General features: G+C 73.7%; 14 protein-coding genes. 13 read left to right on the forward strand and 1 reads right to left on the reverse strand.

The genetic code is table 11. From position 1 onward, the window contains the following. The first annotated feature begins 65 nt into the window (after positions 1–65). The 11 genes from I4I82_RS22435 (at position 66) to I4I82_RS22485 (ending at position 10,390) form a co-directional block, all read left to right on the forward strand. Entirely contained in the window at positions 66–1,748 is a 1,683-nt protein-coding gene (locus tag I4I82_RS22435) for a sodium:solute symporter family protein (protein ID WP_218590446.1), read from the forward strand. Positions 1,749–1,762: 14 nt separating this feature from the next. Next, on the forward strand, positions 1,763–2,029 hold the full coding sequence (locus I4I82_RS22440) for a hypothetical protein (RefSeq protein WP_218590447.1): 267 nt from the start codon (positions 1,763–1,765) through the stop codon (positions 2,027–2,029). A 312-nt stretch (positions 2,030–2,341) separates the two neighbouring features. After that, complete coding sequence (gene mbhE / locus I4I82_RS22445) at positions 2,342–4,678, forward strand: hydrogen gas-evolving membrane-bound hydrogenase subunit E (RefSeq protein WP_218590448.1); 2,337 nt, start codon at positions 2,342–2,344, stop codon at positions 4,676–4,678. Next, on the forward strand, positions 4,675–5,208 hold the full coding sequence (locus I4I82_RS22450) for an MnhB domain-containing protein (protein WP_226370194.1): 534 nt from the start codon (positions 4,675–4,677) through the stop codon (positions 5,206–5,208). The genes mbhE and I4I82_RS22450 overlap by 4 nt, the downstream gene beginning before the upstream one ends. Further along, positions 5,205–5,663 carry a Na(+)/H(+) antiporter subunit C gene (locus tag I4I82_RS22455; protein WP_218590449.1) on the forward strand — a complete coding sequence of 153 codons (459 nt, stop codon included), beginning with the start codon at positions 5,205–5,207 and terminating at the stop codon, positions 5,661–5,663. Before I4I82_RS22450 ends, I4I82_RS22455 begins: the two co-directional genes overlap by 4 nt. After that, on the forward strand, positions 5,660–7,210 hold the full coding sequence (locus tag I4I82_RS22460) for a Na+/H+ antiporter subunit D (protein WP_226370195.1): 1,551 nt from the start codon (positions 5,660–5,662) through the stop codon (positions 7,208–7,210). Before I4I82_RS22455 ends, I4I82_RS22460 begins: the two co-directional genes overlap by 4 nt. Next, positions 7,207–7,731, forward strand: a complete 525-nt coding sequence (locus I4I82_RS22465) for a Na+/H+ antiporter subunit E (RefSeq protein ID WP_218590450.1) — start codon at positions 7,207–7,209, stop codon at positions 7,729–7,731. The genes I4I82_RS22460 and I4I82_RS22465 overlap by 4 nt, the downstream gene beginning before the upstream one ends. Further along, positions 7,728–7,994 (forward strand): MrpF/PhaF family protein, encoded by a 267-nt coding sequence (locus tag I4I82_RS22470; RefSeq protein ID WP_218590451.1) that lies wholly within the window; start codon positions 7,728–7,730, stop codon positions 7,992–7,994. The genes I4I82_RS22465 and I4I82_RS22470 overlap by 4 nt, the downstream gene beginning before the upstream one ends. Continuing rightward, positions 7,991–8,347: a monovalent cation/H(+) antiporter subunit G gene (gene mnhG, locus I4I82_RS22475; RefSeq protein WP_218590452.1), complete on the forward strand. Its 357-nt coding sequence runs from the start codon at positions 7,991–7,993 to the stop codon at positions 8,345–8,347. The genes I4I82_RS22470 and mnhG overlap by 4 nt, the downstream gene beginning before the upstream one ends. Before the next feature lie 839 nt (positions 8,348–9,186). After that, on the forward strand, positions 9,187–9,711 hold the full coding sequence (locus I4I82_RS22480; protein WP_218590453.1) for a gamma carbonic anhydrase family protein: 525 nt from the start codon (positions 9,187–9,189) through the stop codon (positions 9,709–9,711). A 1-nt stretch (position 9,712) separates the two neighbouring features. Next, positions 9,713–10,390 carry a uracil-DNA glycosylase gene (locus I4I82_RS22485; protein WP_218590454.1) on the forward strand — a complete coding sequence of 226 codons (678 nt, stop codon included), beginning with the start codon at positions 9,713–9,715 and terminating at the stop codon, positions 10,388–10,390. Positions 10,391–10,527: 137 nt separating this feature from the next. Here I4I82_RS22485 and rpmB read toward each other — a convergent pair whose 3' ends face one another. Continuing rightward, positions 10,528–10,722 carry a 50S ribosomal protein L28 gene (gene rpmB, locus I4I82_RS22490; RefSeq protein ID WP_172167445.1) on the reverse strand — a complete coding sequence of 65 codons (195 nt, stop codon included), beginning with the start codon at positions 10,720–10,722 and terminating at the stop codon, positions 10,528–10,530. A gap of 110 nt (positions 10,723–10,832) precedes the next feature. On the opposite strand from rpmB, the gene I4I82_RS22495 reads away from it, so the two are divergent. Beyond that, on the forward strand, positions 10,833–12,431 hold the full coding sequence (locus I4I82_RS22495; protein ID WP_218590455.1) for a DAK2 domain-containing protein: 1,599 nt from the start codon (positions 10,833–10,835) through the stop codon (positions 12,429–12,431). After that, positions 12,428–14,605 carry an ATP-dependent DNA helicase RecG gene (locus I4I82_RS22500; RefSeq protein WP_218590456.1) on the forward strand — a complete coding sequence of 726 codons (2,178 nt, stop codon included), beginning with the start codon at positions 12,428–12,430 and terminating at the stop codon, positions 14,603–14,605. The genes I4I82_RS22495 and I4I82_RS22500 overlap by 4 nt, the downstream gene beginning before the upstream one ends. Positions 14,606–14,610 lie beyond the last annotated feature (5 nt).

A 14,610-nucleotide genomic window follows, 5' to 3' on the forward strand; every position in this document is an offset into this window, starting at 1 on the left:
GCCCTGGCGCGGGGACGGCCGCCGGGCGATCATCCCCGCACGGCACCGACGCCCCGGGGGAACACATGATCTCTGCGCAGGCCGATCTGCGGCTGGACACCACGTTCGTCGACTACGTGTTCGTGGCGTTCTACTTCCTGCTCGCGCTGGGGATCGGGGTCGCCGCACGGCGGTCGGTCAACTCCAGCCTCGACTTCCTGCTGTCCGGCCGGTCGCTACCGGCGTGGGTCACCGGCCTGGCGTTCATCGCGGCCAACCTGGGCGCGATCGAGCTGATCGGGTTCACGGCCAACGGTGCCCAGTACGGCATGGCGACCGTGCACTACTACTGGATCGGGGCCGTCCCGGCGATGGTCTTCCTGGGCATCGTGATGATGCCCTTCTACTACGGCAGCAAGGCGCGCAGCGTCCCGGAGTTCCTGCGGATGCGGTTCAACACCACCACGCAGCGCGTCAACGCCGTGACGTTCGCGCTGGCGCAGGTGCTGATCGCGGGCGTCAACCTGTTCGCGCTGGGCCTGGTGCTCGAGGCGCTGCTGGGGTGGTCGCTGGCCGTCGCGATCCCGGTGGCCGCGCTCGTCGTGCTCAGCTACACCTTCCTCGGCGGCCTGTCGGCGGCGATCTACAACGAGGTCCTGCAGTTCTTCGTGATCCTCGCGCTGCTGATCCCGCTGACGGTCGCCGGGCTCGCGCGCGTCGGGGGCTGGAACGGGCTCGTCGAGCGCGTCACGGCCGGCCCGGGCGGCTCCGAGCAGCTCTCGGCGTGGCCGGGCACGGAACTCACCGAGATCGAGAACCCGGTCCTGTCGGTGATCGGGATCGTGTTCGGCCTGGGCTTCGTGCTGTCGTTCGGCTACTGGACGACGAACTTCGCCGAGGTGCAGCGCTGCCTGTCGGCGAAGTCGATGTCGGCGGCGCGGCGCACGCCGATCATCGCGGCGTTCCCGAAGGCGCTCATCCCGGCCGTCATCGTGGTGCCGGGCATCATCGCCGCGGTGCTCGTCCCGCAGATCACCGAACTCAAGGCGGGCTCGGGGGCCGAGGGCGTCACGTACAACAACACGCTGTCGCTGCTGATGGGCGAGGTGCTCCCGAACGGCGTGCTCGGCGTCGCACTGGCCGGTCTGCTCGCGGCGTTCATGGCGGGCATGGCGGCCAACGTCAGCTCGCTCAACACGGTGTTCACCTACGACATCTGGCAGGACTGGCTGCGCCCCGGCCGCGACGACCGCTACTACCTGCAGGTCGGACGGGCAGTCACGGTGATCGGCTGCATCCTGGCGATCGGCACGGCGTTCCTCGCCGGCAGCTACGAGAACCTGATGGACTACATCCAGGCGCTGTTCAGCTTCTTCAACGCCCCGCTGTTCGCGATCTTCATCCTCGGCCTGTTCTGGAAGCGGATGAGCGGGACGGCGGGCTGGACGGGCCTGGTCTCGGGCACGATCGCCGCGGTCGCCGTCGACGTGCTCGTCCGCACGGGCGTGCTCGCGCTGTCGTCGCAGGCGGGCAGCTTCGTGGGGGCCAGCGCCGCGTTCGTCGTCGGCATCGCGGTGGGCGTCGCCGTCACGATGGTGACCAGCCCGAAGCCCGACGCCGAGCTGGTCGGGCTGGTGTGGCAGCTGACGCCCAAGGCGGACCGCAGCCACACCACGACCGGCGAGGACGCCGGGTGGTACCGCTCGCCGGCCCTGCTCGGCGGCATCGTGCTCGTGCTGACCGCGGCCCTCTACCTGCTCGTGCCCTGAGGGAGGGGAACCCGATGACGAACGAGGACCCGAACGCGACGACCGCACCCAGTGCGGCCAGTGCACTCTTCGACCTGCGCACGGTGATCGCGGTGCTGTTCGCGGTCTACGGCGTGCTCCTCACGCTGCTCGGCCTGTTCGGCGGCAGCGAGGCCGACCTGCAGAAGGCCGGTGGCATCAACCTCAACCTGTGGACCGGCGTCGGGATGCTGGTGGTGGCGGCGGTCTTCGTGACGTGGCAGCGGCTGCGCCCGACGCTCACCGAGGCCCCGCCGGAGTGACCGGCCGCGCTGCCGGTCGGCACGCCTCAGCGGCGGGTGTCGGCCGGCAGGCGCGGGTTGAGCACGGTCAGGGTCCAGGAGTCGAGGCGCTGCAGGAGTCGGCGGACGCGGCTGGTGGTGGTGTTGTTCTCGGTCACGCCCTGTTCAGCGCACGGGTCGTCTGAATCGTTCCAGTGCTGCGCGTGAGTCGGCTCACGACCGAGTTCGGCGCCCGGGATGTCCGGTGCCGCCGGTAGGGTGGGCGGCACATCGCGATCACTCGTCGGCATCCCCAGGCCGGCCGTTGCACCGTGCCCGACCCGGAGGAGAGGCGTGCTCGCACTGGTCGTCGCCCACCTCGTGGTGGCGCTGGCCCTGCCGCTCGTGGCGGCACGGGGGCACCGCACCGCGTTCCTGGTGGCCGCCGTGCTGCCCGCCGTCACGCTCGTGTGGGCGCTGGCGCACGCCGGAGCCGCGCTCGGCCCGGGCGTCTCGGAGTCGGTGGCGTGGGCCCCGACGCTGGGGCTGGAGCTCGCGTTCCGGCTCGACGCGCTGTCGCTGGCCATGATCGTGCTGGTCTCCGGGCTGGGCGCGCTGATCCTGGTCTACAGCGCGGGCTACTTCGGGCCGACCTCGGAGGAGGCCACCCGCTCCGCTGCGCTGCTGCTGACCTTCGCCGGCGTGATGCTCGGGCTGGTGCTGGCCGACGACCTGCTCACGCTCTACGTGTTCTGGGAGCTCACCTCCATCACGTCCTACCTGCTCGTCGGCCAGCGCGGCGACAAGCGCGAGGGTCGACGGGCCGCAGTGCAGGCGCTGCTGGTCACGGTGTTCGGCGGGCTGTCGATGCTGCTCGGGTTCGTGCTGCTCGGCGAGGCCGCGGGCACCTACCGGATCTCGGAGATCCTGGCCGACCCGCCGCGGGGCGGGATGGTCCCGGCCGCGCTGCTGCTCATCCTGGTCGGGGCGTTCACGAAGTCGGCGCAGCTGCCCTTCCACCCCTGGCTGCCCGCCGCGATGGTCGCGCCCACGCCGGTCAGCGCGTACCTGCACGCCGCATCGATGGTCAAGGCGGGCGTGTACCTCGTGGGACGCCTCGCGCCGGGCTTCTCCGACCTCGCGGTCTGGTGGGTGCCGATCGCGGTCGTCGGGGTCGGCACGATGGTGGTCGGCGGCTGGCGCGCGCTCGCCGAGACCGACCTCAAGCGCGTGCTCGCGTTCGGCACCGTCAGCCAGCTCGGGTTCCTCATGGTGCTCTTCGGCGCGGGCGGGCGGATCGCCGCGCTCGCGGGCGTCGCGATGCTGCTGGCGCACGGCCTGTTCAAGGCCCCGCTGTTCATGATCGTCGGGGCGATCGACCACGCCACCGGCACCCGCGACCTGCGACAGCTCTGCGGCCTGCGCCACGCCCTGCCCGGGCTCACGGCCGCCGCCGTCCTCGCCGCGGCGTCGATGGCGGGGCTGCCGCCGATGCTCGGGTTCATCGGCAAGGAGGCCGCGTTCGAGGCGTTCCTGCACGAGGGCGGCGTGCGGGGCTGGACCATCGCGCTGGGCCTGCTGCTCGGCTCGGTGCTGACGGCCGCCTACAGCGCGCGGTTCGTCTGGGGGGCGTTCGGGCGCAAGCGCGGCCGCGAGGCCACGGAGGTGCACCCGCTCGACGCGCTGCTCACCGTCCCGATCTGGCTCTGCGCACTGGGTGGGCTCGCGATGGGCCTGGCCTTCCCCGTCGGCGACGCGCTGGCCGGCGCCTACGCCGGGCAGTACGTCCCGGCCGACGCGGAGGCCGCGGAGTACCACCTCGCGCTGTGGCACGGAGTGGGCCTGCCGCTGCTGTTCTCGGCGATCGCGATCGGCGGCGGTCTCGCGGTGCACCGCCTGCGCAGGCAGGTCAAGCGCCTCTCGCAGCGCACCCCGTTCGACGCCCAGGCCGGCTACGAGAACACCGTCGCCGGGCTGGAGCGCGTCGCCGTCGTAGTCACCGGGCGCTCGCAGGTCGGGTCGCTCCCCGCCTACCTCGCCACGATCCTCGCCGTCGTCGTCGCGCTGATCGGCCCGGTCACGCTGCTGACGGGCACCTGGCCTGCGCAGCCGGTCTACCACGAGGTCGCGCAGGTGCCGCTGGCCGTCGCGGTGGTGGTGGCGGCGCTGGCGGTCCTGCGGTCGCGGCGGCGTTTCACCGCGGTGCTGCTGGTCGGCGTCATCGGCTACGGCGTGGGCGGGCTGTTCGTCGTCGACGGGGCGCCGGACCTCGCGCTCGCGCAGTTCCTCGTCGAGACGCTGTCCCTGGTGGCGTTCGTGTTCGTGCTGCGCCGGCTGCCCGCGCACTTCACCGCCCGGCCCACGCAGCGCCGGGCGCAGATCGCGAAGGCCGCCCTCGCGGCGGTGGGCGGTACGGTCGTCGCCGGGGTGGCGGTCGTGCTGTCCGGCGCGCGGGTCGGGCCGGCGTCCGCCAGCGACGACTTCATCGCGCTGGCCCCCGACGGCGCGGGCGCCGACAACGTCATCGCCGCGATCCTGGTCGACTTCCGCGCGCTCGACACCATCGGCGAGATCGGCGTGCTGTTCGTGGCCGCGGCGGGGGTGGCGAGCCTCGTGCTGGCCACCCGCTACGACCGCAGGCACAGCAGCGGCCAGGGCTCGCCCGGACACGAGAAGGATGTGCTGGGGTGAACGACGAGCGCCCGTTCGACGAGTGGGACCGTCCGACAGAAGGCTGGATGCTGTCCGGCACCGTCCGGGACGGCCACGACCGCACGCTGCTGCTGGAGGTCGCCACCCGCACGCTGTTCCCCACGATGCTGGTCTTCTCGATCTACCTGCTGCTCGTCGGGCACTACTCGCCCGGCGGCGGCTTCTCCGGGGGCCTCGTCGCCGGGCTGGCGTTCGTCCTGCGCTACACCGCGGGCGGCGGCGTCGGGCTGGGCGCGGTGTTCTCGGTGCGCCCGCCCGCGATCATCGGCACCGGCCTGGCGATCGCCGTGTGCACCGCGCTCGTGCCGCTGTTCCTCGGCGTCCAGGTCCTCACCAGTGCGAAGGTGCAGGTCGAGCTGCCGCTGATCGGGAGCGTCTCCACCCAGACCAGCCTGCTGCTCGACGTCGGCGTCTACGTGCTGATCGTCGGGGTCGTCCTCGACCTGCTGCGCTCGCTCGGGTCGGGCATCGACCGCGACATGCACGACGCGGGGGAGGTCGTCGGATGAACACGATCAACGTCGTCATGGCGCTCACGGTCGCCGTGCTCTTCTCCACCGGCTTCTACCTCCTGCTGCAGCGCTCGCTGATGCGCGTGCTGCTCGGCGTCGTCGTGCTCGGGCACGGCACCAACCTGCTGCTGCAGATCGCGGGCGGCCCGCCCGGGCGGCCGCCGATCGTCGGCACCGTCCCGCCCGAGCTGATCACCGACCCGCTGCCGCAGGCGCTCGCGCTCACCGCCGTCGTCATCACGTTCGCGCTCACCACCTTCCTGCTGGCGCTCGGCTACCGGTCGTTCGTGCTGGTCGGGCACGACGAGGTGCAGGACGACGTCGAGGACCGCCGCATCGCGACGCAGACCATGCCGTCGGCGTCGCTCGACGAGGACCACGACCACGAGCAGCTCGTGCGCGAGGTCGAGGACGACGAGGCCGACGACGAGGTCGAGGCGAGGGCCCGGTGACGCCCTTCGCCTGGCTGCTCGCCCTGCCGGTGCTGCTGCCGCTGCTCGGCGCCGCCGGCACGCTCGTCGGGTCGCGGTCGCCCACGCTGCAGCGGGTGATCGGCATCGTCGTGCTCGCGGCGGTCTCGGTGGTCGCGGCCGTGCTGCTCGTCGTCGCCGACGAGGGCGGGCCCGTCGTCGCGGCGCTGGGCGGGTGGGCAGCGCCCGTCGGGATCGCGCTGGTGGCCGACCGCCTCTCGGCGCTGCTGCTGCTCGTCTCCACGCTCGTCACGCTGGCGGTGCTGGTCTACGCGATCGACCAGCGCATCGCCGACTACGGCCGCGGCACGGCCAGCACCACGTTCCACCCGATGTACCTGATGCTCTCGGCCGGCGTCTCGCTCGCCTACCTCACCGGCGACCTGTTCACCCTGTTCGTCGCCTTCGAGATCATGCTGACGGCGTCCTACGTGCTGATCACGCGGCGCACGAGCGCGCGGAAGATCCGCGCCGGGATGACGTACGTGACGGTCAGCCTGCTGTCCTCCCTGCTGTTCCTCACCGCGATCGCGTTCGTCTACGCCGCCACCGGCACCGTCAACCTGGCCGACCTCGCGGGCCGGGTGGCGCTGCTGCCGCCGGGTCCGGTCACCGTGCTCGGGCTGATGCTGCTGCTGGTGTTCGGGATCAAGGCCGCGATGGTGCCGCTGCACTTCTGGCTCCCCGACAGCTACCCCAACGCGCCCGGCCCCGTCGCGGCGCTGTTCGCCGGGCTGCTCACCAAGGTCGGCTTCTACGCGATGCTGCGCACGCAGACGCTGCTCTTCCCGCGGGAGGAGCCCTGGGCGCTGCTGCTGGTGCTGGCCACCGCCACCATGCTCGTCGGCGCGCTGGGCGCACTGGCGCAGAACGACCTCAACCGCCTGCTGTCGTTCCTGCTCGTCAGCCACATCGGCTTCATGCTCTTCGGGCTCGCGGTCTTCGACGCGGCGGGCGTGTCGGGCGCCGCGCTCTACGCGGCGCACCACATCACGGTCCTGGCCACGCTGTTCCTGGTCAGCGGCCTCATCACGCGCCGCACCGGCACCGTGCAGCTCGACGAGATGGGCGGGCTGCTGCGCACCTCGCCGTGGCTCGCCGTGCTCTACGCGATCCCGGCGCTCACGCTGGCCGGGGTGCCGCCGACGGCCGGTTTCGTCGCCAAGCTGGCGCTGCTGCAGGCCGGCGCGGCGGCCGGCCTCTGGCCCACCGTCGTCGCGGGGGTCGTGGTCGTGGCGAGTCTGCTCACCCTCTACGCGCTGGCCCGGGTCTGGGTGCGCGTGTTCTGGGGCGAGCCGCGCGCCGCGCTGCCCGACGACGACCCCGACGACGAGATGGTCGTCGGCACCGCCCGCACGCCGGTGCCGATGTTCGCCGCCACGGCCGGGCTCGTGGTCGTCAGCCTGGCCATCGCGGCGTTCGCCGGCCCGCTCGCCGCGATCACCGGCCGGGCGGGGGTCGACCTGCTCGACCGGGAGCCCTACCTGGTGGCCGTCCTGGGCGCCCCGGAGCCGGGGGTGCTGCGATGATCCGCGCGCTGAGCGTGGCGTGGCTGACCGTCGTGTGGGTGCTGCTCTGGGGCTCGTTCACGCTGCTCACCGTCGTCGGCGGGGTGTTCGTGGGGTGGTTGGTCACCGCGATCTGGCCGCCCGGCCCCGTCGAGCGGCTGCCGCTCCGGCCGCTGCCGCTGCTCTCGCTCGTCGCCTTCCTCGCGCGCGACATGGTCGTGTCGTCGCTGCAGGTGAGCCGGGAGACGCTGCGGTACGGCCCGCGCTCGCGCGGCGCGATCCTCGACCTGCCGCTGCTGAGCACGTCCGACCGGGTCGTCGCGCTCATCGCCGGTGCGTACACGATCACGCCGGGCACGCTGGTCCTGCAGATCGACCTGCGGGGGGGCCGCTGGTTCATCTACGTCGTCGGGCCCCGCGAGCACGAGGCCGTCGAACGGGCCCGCCACGAGGCGCTGGAGGTGCAGCGTCGGGTCCTGGACGCGTTCGGGTCGCCCGCCGAGCGCGCCGCCGCCCACGATCTGGAGAGGACCCTTCGATGATCGTCGTCTACGCGATCGTCCTCGCGATGCTGTGCCTCGCCGGCGTGCTCACGCTGGTGCGGCTGTTCCAGGGGCCGCACGCGCTCGACCGCGTCGCCGCGCTCGACGTGTTCATCCTGCTGATCGTCGCCGCCACCGCCGTCTACGTCGCGTACTTCGAGGACGGCTCCAACATCCCGCTGCTGGTGGCGTTCGCCCTGCTGGCGTTCGTCGGGTCGGCCACCGCCGCCCGCCTGGCCGAGCGCCGGGAGCGGCACCGGTGAGCGCCGTCGACGTCCTCTCGGCCGCGCTGCTGCTGGCCGGCGCGGCTCAGTGCCTGCTCGGGGCGCTCGGGCTCGTCCGCCTGCCCAGCCTGCTGTCGCGGATGCAGGCCGCCACCAAGCCCCAGACGCTCGGCCTCCTGCTCATCCTGGCCGGCGCGGCCCTGCGGGTGCCGCTCGACAGTGCGGTCACGCTCCTGCTCGTGGGTGTGTTCCAGGTGATCACTGCGCCGGTGATCTCCCAGCTGATCGGCCGCTCGGCGTACCGGAGCGGGTCGGTGCACCGCAAGATCCTGGTGGTCGACGAGCTGGCCGGGCGCATGCCGTTGGAGGGGCCGGAGCGGGCGGGGGAGTAGGGCTCGCCGAGGTGCGGGCCGAGGTGCGGGCCGAGGTGCGGGCCGACGTGCGGGCCGACGCGCGCGCTGTGCGGTGATCGTCGGGAGTGTGACGTGGGGGTCGTCGGGAGGGCGCTGGTGGTGCACTCTCGGCGATCATGCGGCGGTGATCGTCGGAAGTGTGACGTGGCGGTCGTCGGGAGGGCTGTGGGGGCGCACTCCTGTCCGTCGGTCCGCGGGGGAGTCGTCGCACACCGGTCCTGCGCCCGGCGCACCAGCTGCAGCCGGTGTGTCGGTGGTGGAACCGGTGCGCGGGCCGGCGAGCCGGTGGTGATCGTCAGGAGTGTGGCGTGGCGGTCGTCGGGGGGACCCTGGTGGTGCACTCTCGGCGATCATGACGCGGTGATCGGCGAGAAGGTGACGTGGCGGTCGTCGGGAGGGCCGTGAGGGCGCACTCCTGCCCGTCGGGTCGGCGGTGAGCCGCCGCGCAGCGGTCTCGTGCGCCGGTGCGGTGCCGGTGGTGCCACAGCGGCCGACCGCTGCAGCCGCCACCCCACCCCGCTGCTCCGCGTCTCGGCACCACCCGCGGGCCTCGCGGCAGCGGGCCATCGCCGGCCGGTCCGCTCCACCACCGGCTGTCGGCCCCGCGCACCAGTGATTGTCGGGAGTGTGACGCGGCGGTCGGCGGAGGGACCCTGGCGGTGCACTCCCGGCGATCATGCGACGGTGATCGCCGAGAAGGTGACGTGCCGGTCGTCGGAAGGGCCGTGGGGGCGCACTCCTGCCCGTCGGCCGGTGGTGAGGCGGACACGAGCCCCCGCCGCACACCCGGTCCGGCGTCCGGGTCCTAGGGTGTCGGGGTGCCCCTCTACGCCCTCGGCGACGTCGAGCCCCGCATCCACCCCGACGCCTACGTGCATCCCGACGCGGTGGTGATCGGTGACGTCACGATCGGGGCGGAGTCGACGGTGTGGCCCACCGCGGTGCTCCGCGGCGACGACGGCCACATCGTCGTCGGCGCCCGCACGAGCATCCAGGACGGCACGATCATCCACACCACCGTCGTCCGGCCGACGATCATCGGCGACGAGGTGACCGTCGGGCACAACGTGCACATCGAAGCGGCCACCATCGGCGACCGCGCGCTCATCTCGTCGGGCTCCGTGGTGCTCAACGGGTCGACGGTCGGGGCCGGGGCGGTCGTCGCCGCGGGCGCGGTGGTCTCGCCGAACGCGGAGATCCCGCCGCGCACGATGGCGCTGGGCATCCCGGCGCGCGTGCGCGAGGGCTACGAGGTGCCGTCCGACGTCACCGAGTACGCGGTCACGTCCTACGTCCAGCGCGGCAAGCGGTTCCGCGCCGAGCTGCGCCGGTTGGAGGGCTGAGGTGGCGAAGCCGCTGAGCGAGGTCGTCGAGGCCGGGTGGGCGCGGGCGCTGGAGCCCGTGGCGCCGGTGATCGCCGACATGGGGGAGTTCCTGCGCGCCGAGCTCGCCTCCGGCCGCCGCTACCTGCCGGCCGGGGCGAACGTGCTGCGCGCCTTCACCCAGCCCTTCGACGACGTGCGTGTGCTGATCGTCGGGCAGGACCCCTACCCGACGCCCGGGCACGCGATCGGGCTGTCGTTCTCGGTGGCGCCGGAGACGACGCCGGTGCCGCGGTCGCTGGCCAACATCTTCCGTGAGTACAGCGACGACCTCGGCCATCCGAGGCCCTCCACCGGCGACCTGACGCCGTGGGCCGCGCAGGGGGTGCTGCTGCTGAACCGGGTGCTGACCGTCGAGCCGGGCAACCCGGGCAGCCACCGCGACAAGGGGTGGGAGAAGGTCACCGAGCAGGCGATCCGCGCGCTGGTCGACCGCGACGGCGAGCCGCTGGTGGCGATCCTGTGGGGCCGCGACGCCCGCAACCTCGCACCGCTGCTGGTGGACGTGCCGCTGGTGGAGTCGGCGCACCCGTCACCGATGTCGGCCGACCGCGGGTTCTTCGGGTCGAAACCGTTCAGCCGGGTCAACGACCTGCTGGAGGAGATCGGCGGCGACCCCGTCGACTGGAAGCTGCCCTAGCCCGAGCTGCCCGTCCGGACTCGCCCAGCACCGCCCCGCCCCACCCCGACTGCAACGTCCGGCAGCCCAAGACGACGGGCACGACGAAACGGCGCCCCGCCTCAGCGGAGCGCCGTCAGCCGTTCAGCAGAGCCGCGTCAGGCGCGCGCGACCTTCCCCGCCTTGAGGCAGGAGGTGCACACGTTGAGGCGGGTGCGGTTGCCACCGGCGGTGAGACGGGCCCGAACGGTCTGGATGTTCGGGTTCCAGCGGCGGTTGGTGCGGCGGTGCGAGTGCGAGACGGACATGCCGAAGCCCGGACCCTTGCTACAGACGTCGCAGACGGCAGCCACGTCGAACTCCTCGAATCTGGGGGTACGCCGGGATTCCCCGGACGTGAAGCCCAAGAGTACCTGCGACGTCCGCGGCGGCTCCACACCCCCCGGGTCACTACGCTCGTGACGTGCCCCCGATCCTCGACGCCGCCGTGCTCACCGGCTGGGCGAAGGCCGCGATCGGGTCGCTGGAGCGCCACCGCGCCGAGATCGACCGCATCAACGTCTTCCCCGTGCCCGACGGTGACACCGGCACGAACCTGCTGCTGACCATGCGCGCCGCGCTCGACGCCGTGGGCCGCGGCGAGGGGCAGGTGGCCGCGGCGCTGGCGCGCGGTGCGCTGATCGGGGCGCGCGGCAACTCCGGCGTGATCCTCTCGCAGGTCCTGCGCGGGGTCTCCGACGCCGTCGCGGCGAAGGCGGGCCCGTCCGCGGGCGGGAAGGTCCTGGCCGACGGCCTGGGCCGCGCGCACCGGCTCGCCACCGCCGCCGTGACGCGCCCGCGCGAGGGCACGGTGCTCTCGGTGCTGTCGGCGGCGGCCGTGGCGTCGGTGGCGGTGGGCTCCGACCGGCTCGACGCGGTGGCCGTCGCGGCCGCCGACGCCGCCCGCGACGCCCTGTGCGAGACCACCGGGCAGCTGCCCGAGCTGGCCCGCGCCGGGGTCGTCGACGCCGGCGGGCTCGGCCTCTACCTCGTCCTCGACGCCCTGGCCGCGCTGGTCAGCGGGCGGGCCGGGTCGGCGTTCCCGGAGCCCTCGCCCGGGCGCGGCCCCGCCCGCGGCCGCGACGCGCTCGTCGCCGCCCGCGAGTCGGGCTCCCCGGCCTTCGACTACGAGGTCATGTACCTGCTCCAGGCCTCCGGCGAGGCCGTCGCCGTCCTGCGCGCCGAGCTCGACGAGCTGGGCGACTCGGTCGCCGTCGTCGGCGACGGCACGGGCACCTGGAACGTCCACGTGCACTGCACCGACGTCGGCGCGGCGGTCGAGGCCGGCGTCGTCGCGGGCCGCCCGCACCGGATCACCGTCGTCCGGTTCGCCGACCAGCTCGCCCCGGCGCCCGACCGCTTCGACCGCCCCCGTGCGGTGCTCCTCGTCGCCGCCGGCGCGGAGCTCGGCGAGCTCGCCCGCTCGGCCGGGGCCGACGTCCTGGCCCGCGAGGACGCCGTCGACCACCGAGCCGTGCACGAGGCGCTCGTCGCCACCCGCGCCCGCCACGTCGTCCTGCTGCCCGCCGACAACGACCTGCTCGCCACGGCCGAGCGCGCGGCGACGGCGGCCCGGCGCGACGGCCAGGAGGTGCTGGTCCTGCCCACGGCCTCGGTGCTGCAGGGGCTCTCCGCGCTCGCCGTGCACGATCCCGAGCGGCGCGCGGCCGACGACGTCGTCGCGATGGCCGAGGCGGCGGCGCTCACCCGCACGGCCGCGCTCGTCGTCGCCGAGACCGAGGCGATGACGTGGGTGGGGCGCTGCGAGCCGGGGGAGGTGCTGGGGCTCTCCGACGGCGAGGTGGTGCTGATCGCGCCGGACCTGGCTGTCGGTGCCCTGTGGTTGGCTCACCGCATGCTCACCGCGGGGGGCGAGATCGTCACGGCGCTGCTCGGGGAGGGGGCCGACGACGCGCTGGGCGAGGGCCTGGCCACCGACCTGCGGCGCACCCACCCCGAGGTCGACGTCGTGGTCCACCGGGGCGGGCAGACCGACTACCCGATCGTCCTGGGGGTGGAGTGAACGTCGACCTCGACGCGGCGCTGGAACCGCTGCTCGGGCGCAAGTCCGCCGACCTGCTGGCGGCGCAGCTGGAGATCCGCACCGTCGGCGAGCTGGTGCGGCACTACCCGCGCCGCTACGTCGACCGCGGCAAGCTCACCGACATCGCGGGCCTGGAGATCGGCGAGCACGCCACGCTCGTCGCGCAGGTGGCCTCGTCGACGCTGCGCGACATGCGCGCGCGGCGGGGCAAGCTGCTCGCCGTCGTCATCCGTGACGAGAAGGGCGCCCAGCTCGACTGCACGTTCTTCAACGGCCACAAGGTGCAGCACCTCATCCACCCCGGCGTGCGGGCGGTGTTCTCGGGCAAGGTCGGGGTCTTCAACGGCAAGCTGCAGCTCACCCACCCGCAGTTCGAGCCGATCGACGAGACCGACGAGGTGCGCCCGTTCCTGTCGGTCTACCCGGCCACCGGCAAGATCGCCTCGCAGGTGATCGCGAAGTGCGTGCGGATCGTGCTCGACCTGCTCGACGCGGGCGGGCGGGTCGAGGTCACCGACCCGCTGCCCCCCAAGATCCGCGAGCGCGAGTCGCTGCCCGAGCTGGGCCGTGCGCTGCGCCGCATCCACGTGCCCGAGACCGAGGCCGACATCCACGCCGCCCGGCACCGCCTGGTGTGGGACGAGGCGCTCGGCGTCCAGCTCGCCCTCGCGCTGCGCCGCCAGGCCACCGCCGCCCGGCCGGCGCCGGAGTGCCCCCCGGTGGCGGGCGGGCTGCTCGACGCGTTCGACGCCCGGCTGCCGTTCACGCTCACCGCGGGGCAGCAGGAGGTCGGGGCGCAGGTCGCGGCCGACCTCGCGCGCGCCCACCCCATGAACCGGCTCGTCCAGGGCGACGTCGGCGCGGGCAAGACGATCATCGCGCTGCGGGCGATGCTGCAGGCCGTCGACAACGGGCAGCAGGCGGCCATGCTCGCGCCCACCGAGGTGCTGGCCGCGCAGCACGCACGGTCACTGCGGGCGATGCTCGGCCCGCTCGCCCAGGCCGGCGAGCTGGGCGGCGACGAGCGGGCCACGAGCGTCACGCTGCTCACCGGGTCGCTGGGGGCGAAGGCCAAGCGCCAGGCGCTGCTCGACGCGCAGTCCGGCCGGGCCGGGATCGTCGTCGGCACGCACGCGCTGATCCAGGACCGCGTCGGGTTCGCCGACCTCGGGCTCGTCGTCGTCGACGAGCAGCACCGCTTCGGCGTCGAGCAGCGCGACGCCCTGCGCGGGCGCGGGGAGAAGGCGCCGCACATGCTCGTCATGACGGCCACGCCGATCCCCCGGACCGTCGCCATGACCGTCTACGGCGACCTCACGGTGTCCTCGCTGCGCGAGCTGCCCCGCGGCCGCTCGCCGATCGCCACGTCGGTCGTGCCGCTGGCGGAGAAGCCGCAGTGGTTCGCGAGCGTCTGGCGGCGCATCCACGACGAGGTGGGGAAGGGCCACCAGGCCTACGTCGTGTTCCCGCGCGTGGGCGACGCGGAGAAGGACGCCGACGCCGACGTCGAGCCGCCCGGCCCCGACGAGGAGGCCCGCCGCCCGCCGCTGGCCGTGCTCGACATCGCCCCCCGCCTGCAGGAGGGCGCGCTCGCGGGGCTGCGCCTGGCCATCCTGCACGGCAAGCTGCCCGCCGACGAGAAGGACGCCGTCATGCGCTCCTTCGAGCGCGGGGAGATCGACGTCCTGCTGGCCACGACCGTCATCGAGGTCGGCGTCGACGTCCCCAACGCCACCGCCATCGTCATCCTCGACGCCGAGCGCTTCGGCCTCTCGCAGCTCCACCAGCTGCGCGGCCGCGTGGGCCGGGGTGCGGCGCCCGGGGTGTGCCTGCTCGTCACCGACATGCCCGAGGCCACCGCCGCCCGCGAGCGCCTCGCCGCCGTCGAGGGCACCACCGACGGGTTCGAGCTGGCCCGCCTCGACCTCGAGCTGCGCCGGGAGGGCGACGTCCTGGGGGCGCTGCAGTCCGGCCGCCGCTCGGGGCTGCGCCTGCTGTCGCTGCTCAAGCACGAGGACGTCATCGCGAAGGCGCAGGTCTACGCGGCCGATCTGGTGGCGCACGACCCGGGCCTGGCGACCAGCCCGGGCCTCGCCGCGCTGGTCGGGGAGGTCGTCACCGACGACCGCGCGGAGTACCTCGACAAGGTGTGAGGGTC

This window comes from Pseudonocardia oceani (assembly GCF_019263585.2).
Classification (GTDB): domain Bacteria; phylum Actinomycetota; class Actinomycetes; order Mycobacteriales; family Pseudonocardiaceae; genus Pseudonocardia; species Pseudonocardia oceani.

What these genes read in the sequence shown, in the direction of transcription:
- I4I82_RS22435 (WP_218590446.1), top strand. Translation starts at nt 66, where the DNA reads ATGATCTCTGCGCAGGCCGATCTGCGGCTGGACACCACGTTCGTCGAC.
- I4I82_RS22440 (WP_218590447.1), top strand. Translation starts at nt 1,763, where the DNA reads ATGACGAACGAGGACCCGAACGCGACGACCGCACCCAGTGCGGCCAGT.
- I4I82_RS22455 (WP_218590449.1), top strand. Translation starts at nt 5,205, where the DNA reads ATGAACACGATCAACGTCGTCATGGCGCTCACGGTCGCCGTGCTCTTC.
- I4I82_RS22465 (WP_218590450.1), top strand. Translation starts at nt 7,207, where the DNA reads ATGATCCGCGCGCTGAGCGTGGCGTGGCTGACCGTCGTGTGGGTGCTG.
- I4I82_RS22470 (WP_218590451.1), top strand. Translation starts at nt 7,728, where the DNA reads ATGATCGTCGTCTACGCGATCGTCCTCGCGATGCTGTGCCTCGCCGGC.